Annotated in this window: 11 protein-coding genes; 5 read left to right on the forward strand and 6 right to left on the reverse strand. The window is 65.6% G+C overall.

The window, feature by feature from the left end; genetic code table 11:
- Positions 1 to 10 precede the first annotated feature (10 nt).
- Both QZH52_RS36005 and QZH52_RS36010 read left to right on the forward strand, forming a co-directional pair.
- Positions 11 to 946, forward strand: a complete 936-nt coding sequence (locus QZH52_RS36005; protein WP_301816098.1) for an electron transfer flavoprotein subunit alpha/FixB family protein — start codon at positions 11 to 13, stop codon at positions 944 to 946.
- Between the two features lie 150 nt (positions 947 to 1,096).
- A complete protein-coding gene (locus QZH52_RS36010) occupies positions 1,097 to 1,888 on the forward strand; it encodes an IclR family transcriptional regulator (protein WP_301816099.1) in 792 nt (263 codons plus the stop codon).
- On the opposite strand, the gene QZH52_RS36015 is transcribed toward QZH52_RS36010, so the two are convergent.
- The 6 genes from QZH52_RS36015 to QZH52_RS36040 all read right to left on the reverse strand — a co-directional run bounded on the left by QZH52_RS36015 (position 1,881) and on the right by QZH52_RS36040 (position 6,973).
- The gene (locus tag QZH52_RS36015) at positions 1,881 to 2,798 is read right to left on the reverse strand and encodes a hydroxymethylglutaryl-CoA lyase (RefSeq protein ID WP_301816100.1); all 918 of its coding nucleotides are present in this window, start codon (positions 2,796 to 2,798) and stop codon (positions 1,881 to 1,883) included. The genes QZH52_RS36010 and QZH52_RS36015 overlap by 8 nt on opposite strands.
- 3 nt (positions 2,799 to 2,801) lie before the next feature.
- Complete coding sequence (locus QZH52_RS36020; RefSeq protein WP_301816101.1) at positions 2,802 to 4,019, reverse strand: CaiB/BaiF CoA transferase family protein; 1,218 nt, start codon at positions 4,017 to 4,019, stop codon at positions 2,802 to 2,804.
- A gap of 49 nt (positions 4,020 to 4,068) precedes the next feature.
- Entirely contained in the window at positions 4,069 to 4,368 is a 300-nt protein-coding gene (locus QZH52_RS36025; protein ID WP_301816102.1) for an NIPSNAP family protein, read from the reverse strand.
- 22 nt (positions 4,369 to 4,390) lie between these two features.
- Positions 4,391 to 5,179 carry a 2OG-Fe(II)-dependent halogenase WelO5 family protein gene (locus tag QZH52_RS36030; protein WP_301816103.1) on the reverse strand — a complete coding sequence of 263 codons (789 nt, stop codon included), beginning with the start codon at positions 5,177 to 5,179 and terminating at the stop codon, positions 4,391 to 4,393.
- A gap of 9 nt (positions 5,180 to 5,188) precedes the next feature.
- Complete coding sequence (locus QZH52_RS36035; protein WP_301816104.1) at positions 5,189 to 6,517, reverse strand: MFS transporter; 1,329 nt, start codon at positions 6,515 to 6,517, stop codon at positions 5,189 to 5,191.
- A gap of 63 nt (positions 6,518 to 6,580) precedes the next feature.
- Entirely contained in the window at positions 6,581 to 6,973 is a 393-nt protein-coding gene (locus tag QZH52_RS36040) for a cupin domain-containing protein (RefSeq protein WP_301816105.1), read from the reverse strand.
- A 170-nt stretch (positions 6,974 to 7,143) separates the two neighbouring features.
- Between QZH52_RS36040 and QZH52_RS36045 the strand changes: the two genes are divergently transcribed.
- Genes QZH52_RS36045 through QZH52_RS36055 form a run of 3 tightly spaced genes read left to right on the forward strand, consistent with a single transcriptional unit; the run spans position 7,144 to position 9,245 of the window.
- The gene (locus QZH52_RS36045; protein ID WP_301816106.1) at positions 7,144 to 7,887 is read left to right on the forward strand and encodes a maleate cis-trans isomerase family protein; all 744 of its coding nucleotides are present in this window, start codon (positions 7,144 to 7,146) and stop codon (positions 7,885 to 7,887) included.
- Between the two features lie 34 nt (positions 7,888 to 7,921).
- Entirely contained in the window at positions 7,922 to 8,593 is a 672-nt protein-coding gene (locus QZH52_RS36050) for a GntR family transcriptional regulator (RefSeq protein WP_301816107.1), read from the forward strand.
- Complete coding sequence (locus QZH52_RS36055) at positions 8,574 to 9,245, forward strand: isochorismatase family protein (protein ID WP_301816108.1); 672 nt, start codon at positions 8,574 to 8,576, stop codon at positions 9,243 to 9,245. The genes QZH52_RS36050 and QZH52_RS36055 overlap by 20 nt, the downstream gene beginning before the upstream one ends.
- Positions 9,246 to 9,359 lie beyond the last annotated feature (114 nt).

A 9,359-nucleotide genomic window follows, 5' to 3' on the forward strand; every position in this document is an offset into this window, starting at 1 on the left:
GGAACAAAAAATGACCGTACTTGTTATTGCCGAACACGACCACGCCACGCTCAAGCCGGCGACCCTCAACACCGTGACCGCCGGGATCGCCTGCGCCAGCGGCGATGTCCATGTGCTGGTGGCCGGTGCCAACGCCGCCGAAGCCGGCAAGGCCGCGAGCCAAGTCGCAGGCGTGGCCAAGGTGATCGTCGCCGACAGCCCGTCCCTGGCCGAGAACCTCGCCGAGAACGTCGCCGCCCAGGTGCTCGCGATCGCCAAGAACTACAGCCACATCCTGTTCCCCTCGACCGCCAACGGCAAGAACGTCGCCCCGCGCGTGGCCGCCCTGCTGGACGTCGCCCAGATCAGCGACATCACCAAGGTCGACAGCCCCGACACCTTCGAGCGGCCGATCTACGCGGGCAATGCGATTGCGATCGTGCAGAGCAGCGATGCGATCAAGGTCGTGACCGTGCGCACCACGGGTTTCGATGCGGCAGCGGCTACCGGTGGCAGCGCAGCGATCGAGACCGTGGACGGCGTCGCCGACAGCGGCAAGTCCAGCTTCGTCGGCCGCGAAGTCACCAAGAGCGAGCGCCCCGAACTGACCGCCGCCAAGATCATCGTCTCGGGCGGCCGGGCGCTGGGCAGCGCCGAGAAGTTCCAGGAAGTGATGGCGCCGCTGGCCGACAAGCTCAACGCGGGTCTCGGCGCCAGCCGCGCTGCAGTGGACGCGGGCTACGCCCCGAACGACTGGCAGGTCGGCCAGACCGGCAAGATCGTCGCCCCGCAGCTGTACATCGCCTGCGGCATCTCGGGCGCGATCCAGCATCTGGCGGGCATGAAGGACTCCAAGGTGATCGTGGCGATCAACAAGGACGAAGAAGCCCCGATCTTCTCGGTGGCCGACTACGGCCTGGTCGCCGATCTGTTCACGGCTGTACCGGAACTGGTCAAGGCACTCTAGGCCCCGAACAACCCTCGCCCCAGGGCCGGTCCAGCAACTCTCCTAACCTCAGTATGATTGGCGCGCCGCGAAGGCCATGGACATGGATCAGGCATTTTCCCATTGTCGAGCGTTCATCCTCGCGACCGTTTTCATTCTCATTGAGTCAAGATGCCCTCGGACATTTCACCAGACAAGCCTGTCGGAGCCCTCGTGAGCGGGCTTGCAGTCGTGCGCTATCTGGCCGCATCGAATTCACCCGTGGGCGTAACCCGCATCGCGCGCGACCTGGAACTGAACTCCAGCACCTGCTTCAACCTGCTCAAGACGCTGGTCCACGAAGGACTGGTCAATTTCGACGATTCGACCAAGACCTACACCATCGGCCTGGGCGTGGTCGAACTTGCCAAGGGGGCCTTGGAGCAGTCCGCCCATGTCAGGATGGTCCATCCGATCCTGCAGGAGATCGCCACCAGCCACCGGGTCACTGCGACACTCTGGCATCGCACGCGCGGGGAACGCGTCATCCTGCTGGACCGCGCCGACAACGAGGCGACGATTCGGGTCCACATGTCCATTGGCCAGCGCCTGCCGATGTACATCGCTGCCTTGGGTCGCTGCATGGCCGCCTACTCGGGACTCGACACCGATCAGTTGCGCGAGAGGTTCGAGAAGCTGAGATGGGAGAAGGGCCCGACCTTCGAGGTCTATCTGGCCGAAGTGGAGCAGGTGCGCAAACGCGGCTATGCCGTCGACCACGGCAGCTATGTGGAGGGTGTGACAACGGTGTCGGCGGCGGTCCTCGATCGCGAGGACCTGCCGGTCATGGCCATCAGCGCGGTCGGCTTCAGCGGACAGCTGGACAAGACCGCGATCAAGGATCTTGGCAACCTTCTCAAGGCCAGGGCCGACCGGGTTTCGAGGGCACTGACGGGGCGGGCGCAGAGCAGCGCCGTCACCTGAGCGCGTCCTGCACGCGGCCCCCGCGCGCCAACCAGGCCCGGCTGTGGCCGCCCACCTGGTACCCAACGATCCGGCTCGCGATGTCGATCGCTCCGCACAGGGCGTCCAGGTCGATGCCGGTCTCGAATCCGCATTGCTGCGCCATCAGCGCCAGGTCTTCCGTTGCCAGGTTGCCCGCCGCCCCGGGCGCGAACGGACAGCCGCCGAGGCCGCCGATGCTGGCATCGAATCGACGCACCCCCAGCGCCAGCGCGCACCAGGCATCGGCCAGTGCCATCCCGCGCGTGTCGTGCAGGTGCATGCCGATGCTCTCGACCGGCAGATGCGGCAGCAGCGCATCGAGCAGGCGTGACACATCCGTCGGCGCGGCCGCGCCGATGGTGTCCGCGATGACGATCTCCCCGGCACCGGCCGCGCGCATTTCCTGCGCCAGTTCGAGCACCTTCGCCGGCGCGGTCGCACCTTCGAACGGGCAGGCAAATGCCACCGCCACATAGGCACGCGTTCGCAGGCCTGCGCGCGATGCCTCGGCCAGCGTCTCCCGGCAGGTGCGCAGCGCGGCGTCGAGGCCCATGCGGATGTTCTTCTGGTTCATCGTCTCGGTGGCCGAGAGCACGACGGCGATCTCGCGCGCACCCGCCTCGACGGCGCGTTCCAGGCCGCGCCGGTTCGGCACCAGCACCGACACCCGCGCATCGTTGGGCACCGCGAGGCTGCGCATCAATTCGTCCGCATCGGCCATTTGCGGCACCGCTTGCGGCGACACGAAGCTGGTGGCCTCGACCTGCCGCAGCCCGGCGTCGAACAGTGCGCCGATCAGCGCGCGCTTGCCGACGGTGTCGACCATCGCGCGCTGGCTCTGCAGACCGTCGCGCGGGCCGACATCGGTGATGTGGAGAGAATCGGCCACCCCTCAGACCCCCACCGCACCGGCGTACTGCAGCGCATCGATGCGGTCGTCGTCGTAGCCCAGCATTTCCGACAGGATCCGTTGCGAGTCCCGCCCGACGCGCGGCGGCGCCGCATAGCAGGCCTCGGCGCTGTCAGAGAACTTCATCGGGTTGCCCGGCATGCGCACGACTTCGCCCGAATCCAGCGTCATCGACACCACCATGTTGCGCGCCAGGACCTGGGGGTCCGACAGCGCCTGCGCGAAGTCGTTCACCGGCCCGCAGGGAATGCGCGCGCCACGCAGCCTGTCGAGCCAGTGCGCGGTGGATTGGGTGGCGAAGGCTTCGCCGATGGCCGCATCGATCAGCGCCTTGTCAGCCAGCCGCGCAGGTTGGCGCGCGTACGCCGGGTTCAGCAAGGTCGGCAGCGGCAGCATCTCGCGGAAGCGCTCGAAAAAAGCGTCGCCGATGCAAGCGACCACCACATGGCCGTCCTTCGTGGCATAGACGTTGTAGGGCACATGGACGAAGTGCCCATTGCCGATGCGGTCGGGCACGTGGCCGGACATCAGGTGCATGGTCGCCATGTAGTTGAGCAGGGAAATCTGGACGTCGAGCATCGATACGTCCACGTGCTGGCCCTTGCCGGTGCTGTGGCGGGCGACCACCGCGGCGAGAACGCCCATGGCACCGAAGATGCCGCCGCCGAGGTCACCGATCGGGATGCCCGAACGCGTCGGCGGCATGCTCGGCTCGCCTGTGATCGACATGCCGCCGCCCATCGCTTGGACGACCTGGTCGAAGGCGGGACGCTGCGTGTCGGGTCCGGTCTCGCCGAAGCCCGAGACGGTGCAGGTAATGATGCGCGGGTTGATCGCCGCCAGCGTGTCGTGGTCGATACCCAGGCGCCGCGTGACGCCAGCGGTGAAGTTGTCGAAGACGATGTCCGCATGCTGCACGAGGTCGTAGAAGACGCTGCGCCCCTCGGTCGACTTCAGGTCAAGGGCGATGCTTTCCTTGCCGCGGTTCAGGGTCAGGAAGTACGCGCCCATCCCCTCGCGGGCGTAGTCCGGGCTCTCGGCGAGCAGCTTGCGTGTGCCCTCGCCTTCACCGGGCGGCTCGATCTTGATGGTGCGCGCACCGAGGTCCGCCAGTGTCATCGTGCCGTAGGGGCCCGAAAGCATGTGGGTGAGGTCGAGGACTGTCAGTCCGGCCAAGGGCGCATTCTTGTTGCTGGTCATGTGCGAGTTCAATTCCGGTCTTGCTCTGTCATGTTTCGCCGCGGCGCCTTCACTGAGGCGAGAAAGGCGCGGGGTTCAGGATTTCGTTGTTCATCTCGCGGATCAGGGGCAGCACCTTGGGCACGAAGGCGATCCATGTCCCGAGCGCGGCGAGCGCCGCGCGTCGCTGCTGGCGATCCTCGAACGATTCGTAGCCCCAAAGGTGGATCACCTTGTTGATGGCCCCGATCTCGGTGGTGTAGAAGCCCAGCAAGCGGCCCAGCACCGGCTGCTCGATGGCGATGCCCTCGTCGCCCATCAGCCGCATGAACTCGGGCAGCTTGCCCGGCACCAGTACATAGGAGCGCATTTCCACGATCATGTCGGCCCCCTCACGCCCACATGGCGAGGCTGCCATCGGGCATGCGGCCGATGAAGGAACCGATCGACACCCGGCTGCCGCCCGGTTCGGTCGTCCCAGGTGCGATCTCGTGCGGATTGCGGGTGTTGAAGATCACCACGTCACCCGCCGTCGGCCGGTAGACGAACGCAGGGGCGCCTTCAATCAGGCTGCGTTCGAGTCCATAGCTCTTAGGTATTTCGCCCGGGCCGACGACCGGATCCCAGGGGCTGTTGTGGACCGTGGTGTGTCCGCCGGAAGCGAGTTCCTCGGCGAAGAAGTTCCATCCGAGCTGGCCGTCGATGGCGCCGATCGCGTAGTCCGGCGAATTGACGGGCGCCCAGTCGACGTGGAGGTCGATCTTGTCGCTGGTGGAGCGGATGATGCCGGCGAAGTAGGGCTGACCGGCCTCTCGCGCAACATCCACCGGATGTGGCCAGACCGCGCGCAACTGCGCCATGACGCGCTGCACCGGATCGAAGGAATCGGCAAACACCTGCTCCACGTCCGCGCGCGCCTTCGGCACGTCGGCCAGGAACTCTTCCTTGGTCTTGCTCCATCGGTACTGGTATTGCGCGAGACCGATGTAGCCGATGCGGTCGCTCACGTTGTAGTACTGCATGTTTCCGCGCTTGGCCGCGGCCGCGAAGCTGCGGCTCTCGTCAGGGGTGGCGAAGGCCTTGAGCCTGATGGCAGGTATCTTGTTGTCCAGCAGGAGGCGCAGGTTGTCTTGCGTGAGCGGGTGCTCCTCGCTGTCGATCCAGGTGGGTTTGGGGTTCATCGTTTTCCTTCAGTCGATCTGCCGGTTGACCAGTCGGGCGGGCAGGAGAATGGTGACGACGGCGGCCATCACCAGGCTGCCGGCGGTCAGGTACATGCCGACAGCGCCGCTGCCGGTGGTGTCACGCAGCCAACCCACCAGGTAGGGACTGACGAAGCCGGAAAGGTTCGCCACCGAGCTGATGATCGCGATGCCGGCCGCGGCGGCCCGGCCGCTCAACAGGACCGTCGGCAGCCGCCAGAATTGCGCGAAGGCCGTCAGGATGCCCGCAGTCGCCACCGTCAGCGCGGCGATCGCGAAGACGGTGTTGTCCTTGAAGGACATGCTCAGATAGAGCGCCGCGGCGCCGATCAGCGCGGCCAGCGCCAGGAAGAACTTGCGGTCGCCGCGCGCATCGGCCACCTTAGCGACCCACACCATCGAGATCGCCGCCGCGCCGTACGGGATGGCGCTGAACAAGCCGATGTTCAGCAGCCCGCTCACGCCAGCCTCGCGGATCAGGGTCGGCATCCAGAAGCCCATGCCATAGATGCCCAGCCCGATGCAGAACTCGATCAGGCACATCACCCAGACCAGCGGGAGGGTGAACGCATCCTTGACCGAGACGCCGATAGTGTGCGTGCGTTCCCGCTCGAGGTTGCGGGCGAGCGTCTGCTTATCGGGCTCGCTGAGCCAGACGGCATCCTTGATGCGGTCTCGCAGCACCACCAGGACGACGATGCCGAGCAGGACGGATGGCAGCCCCTCGACCAGGAACATCCATTGCCATCCCTGCAAGGAGCCGACCTTGTGGAAGCTCTGCAGCAGCCACCCCGACAGCGGACCGCCGATCACGCCCGCGAAAGGCACGGCGAGGAAGAACAGCGCCAGCGCCTTGCCCAGCCGGCTCGGCGGAATCCAGTAGGTGAGATACAGCACGATGCCCGGAAAGAAGCCGGCCTCGGCCACCCCGAGCAGGAAGCGCAGCACGTAGAAGGAGGTGGGCGTCTTCACGAACATCATCGCGGCCGACAACAGCCCCCAGGTGATCATGATGCGGGCGATCCAGCGCCTGGCACCGACCCGATGAAGGATCAGGTTGCTCGGCACCTCGAAGATGAAGTAGCCGAGGAAGAACACCCCGGCCCCGAGCCCGTAGACGGTCTCGCTGAAGCCCAGGTCGCCGAGCATCTGCAGCTTGGCGAAGCCGACGTTGATGCGGTCCAGGTAGGACATCGCATAACTCAGGAAGAGGATGGGGACCAGCCTCCAGAGGACCTTGCGGTAGAGCAACTCGTCGCTGGCGGCCTGGGCCGGGGAGAGGTAGCTCGGATTTTTCAGTGCTTGCGCGTCTGTCATGATGTCCTGCCTCGATGGTGTCTAGGGGGGAGTCGATGCTTCGGTGCGGCGGGGGCATCGCCCCTATTCGCTGACCCAGGTCTTCTTGGGCGGCGACTTGATTTCCAGCTGTTCGCAGTCCTCCAGCGCTTCGCTGAAGTGCTCGACGCCGCGCGGGTGGATCCACGAGGTGCCGGCCTCGGCGATGAACTCCTGGTCGCCGATCACCAGGCGCAGGCGGCCCTTGATCAGGTAGGCGACCGTCTCGTGGTCCAGGTGCTTGTGCACCGGGTCGACCAGGCCCTTCTCGCGGAAGACGTGGAGCATCAGGATCTCCTCGCCGACCATCAGCCGCCGGATTTCCACGATGCCCTTGGGCTTGACACCCTCGACGGCAGCCAGCCGCTCGACCGGAAGGTCGTCGCGGACCGAAAAATAGCCCTCGGTTCGGGGCAGGGAACGCTCTGTATCGCTCATGGTTTTCTTCCTCAGGATCAAGCCAATCAACGGGGGTAACGAAGCCTCAATGTCGACAATCGGTGCGCTCAAGCACCATTTTGGACGCATAAAAGGGTTGAAATCTCTTCGATTGTGGACAATCATAGGCCACCTGATTTCAACGATGCAAGCGTTTTCGAAGGAACGACATGACCGACTCCCTGGGCTGGCGACAGAAGTTCGCTGTGCTGATCCCCTCCACCAACACCAGCGTGCAACCCGAGTTCGACGCCATGCGCCCGACCGGCGTGACCAACCACATCAGCCGCATCCGCATCCCGAACATCGCCCTGAACAACGACGCGGACTTCGAGCGCCTGATCGAACTGATCGCCGCGGCGCAGGACGAGGCGGTCGATGCCGTCATGTCCTGCGAGCCGGACCGGCTGGTGCTCGGCATTTCCGCCGAGACCTTCTGGGACGGCCTGGCTGCCAGCCGCCGCCTCAAGGCGCAGCTGGAAGAACGCACGCGCCTGCCCGTCTCCATGGGTTCGGAAGCGTGCGCGGCGGCTTTCGGGGTGCTCGGCATCCGGCGCATCGCGGTGCTCACGCCCTACCAGGCGGTGGGCGACCGCAACGTCGTGCGCTTCTTCGAGGAGGCCGGCTACGAGGTCAGGCGCATCAAGGGCCTCAAGTGCGAGAGTCCGGTCCAGATCGCGCATGTGCAGCCGTCCGAGCTGCGCGATGCGCTGCGGGAACTCGACGGCGACGACATCGACGGCCTGATCCAGGTCGGAACCAATCTCGCGATGGCGCGGCTCGCGGGCGAGGCCGAGGTGTGGCTGGGCAAACCGGTGGTGGCCATCAACACGGCCATCTACTGGCATGCGCTGCGCCAATCCAACATCGCGGACCGCCAGAGCGGCTTCGGCGCGCTGCTGGAACGATACTGAGCGCCGACATGCAAGCTTGCCCCAGGAGGAGGCCTTGAAACAGATCACCGGCACGGCCACCGTCGCCCACCAGCTCTACGCCATCGTCAAGGAACGCATCATCAACGGCACCTACGGGCCGGGCATGCGGCTGACCGAACAGCAGATGGCGGCCGAGTTCAACACCTCGCGCACCCCGGTGCGCGAGGCCATGCGCCTGCTGACCGCGGACGGGTTCATGGTCTTCAAGCCCAACAGCGGGACCATGGTGCGAACCTGGTCCAGCGCCCAGATCACCGAGATCTTCGAGCTGCGCGTGCTGATCGAGGGCGAGATCGCCGGCCACGCCGCGCGCCACATCGGCCAGGACGAGATCGCGCAGCTGCTGGCCTTGCAGGCCGAGATCGAGTCCTGCGGACCGGACACCAGCGAAGCCAATGCGGCGCGCATCGGTCCGCTCAACCGCAAGTTCCACCGGGTGATCGCGCAGGCCAGCCACAACGAGCGGCTGGTCACGACCCTGGCCAATGCGATCGAGCTGCCGATCGTGCAGAGAACCTTTCGCAGCTACAGCCTCGACCAGCTTCGCCGCAGCTTCGACCAGCACCGGGAGCTGATCGAGGCCTTCCAGGTCCATGACGCCGGCTGGGCGCAGAGCACCATGTGCTGCCACATCCATGCCGCCAAACACACACTGCTGAGAGCCAATGAAAACCACGATGAATGACATGACACCCAAGGGCGATACCGGGCTTGCCGGCAACTACAGCCGAAGCGGTGCCTTCGGCGCCCGGCTGGGTGCCGGGACCCGTCAGGGCCTGCTGATGGTCGACTTCGCCCGCGCCTATTTCGAGCCCGAGAGCCCGTTGTTCGCCAACGTGCCTCAAGTCGCAGACGCGGCGTCGGAGTTGCTGGAATGGGCCCGGGGGCGGGGACTTTTGGTGTGTCACACGCGGGTCGTCTACGACGCCGACGGCTTGAACGGGGGCGTGTTCTATCGAAAGATCCCTGCCCTGTCGGTGTTCCGTGAGGGCGATCCGCTGGGAGATTTCGTCGAGGCGCTACGGCCCGCGGCGCATGAACCGGTGATCTCCAAGCAGTACGCCAGCGCGTTCTTCGGAACCTCGCTGGCCAGCCTGCTGAACGCGCAGAAGATCGACTGCGTGATCGTGGCAGGCATGAGCACCAGCGGCTGCGTGCGGGCCACGGCCGTCGATGCCATCCAACACGGCTACATCCCGATCGTAGCCTCGGAGGCGTGCGGTGACCGGCATCCCGCGCCCCACGACGCCAGCCTTTTCGATTTGCAGGCCAAGTACGCAGATGTCCTGAGCATTCAGGAGATACGCCACCTGGTCGAGTCGGCAGCTGGACGGTGAGGCTGTCGGCGCCGGTTGAACTTTGACCCACCCTGCCGGTTGAACTTTGACCCGGGGATGGAAGCCGGCATCGTGGTTGCCGACTGTGGATAACTGTAGCTGTTTCCTCCTTTC

This window comes from Variovorax ginsengisoli (genome assembly GCF_030486595.1).
Taxonomy (GTDB): Bacteria; Pseudomonadota; Gammaproteobacteria; order Burkholderiales; family Burkholderiaceae_C; genus Variovorax; species Variovorax ginsengisoli_B.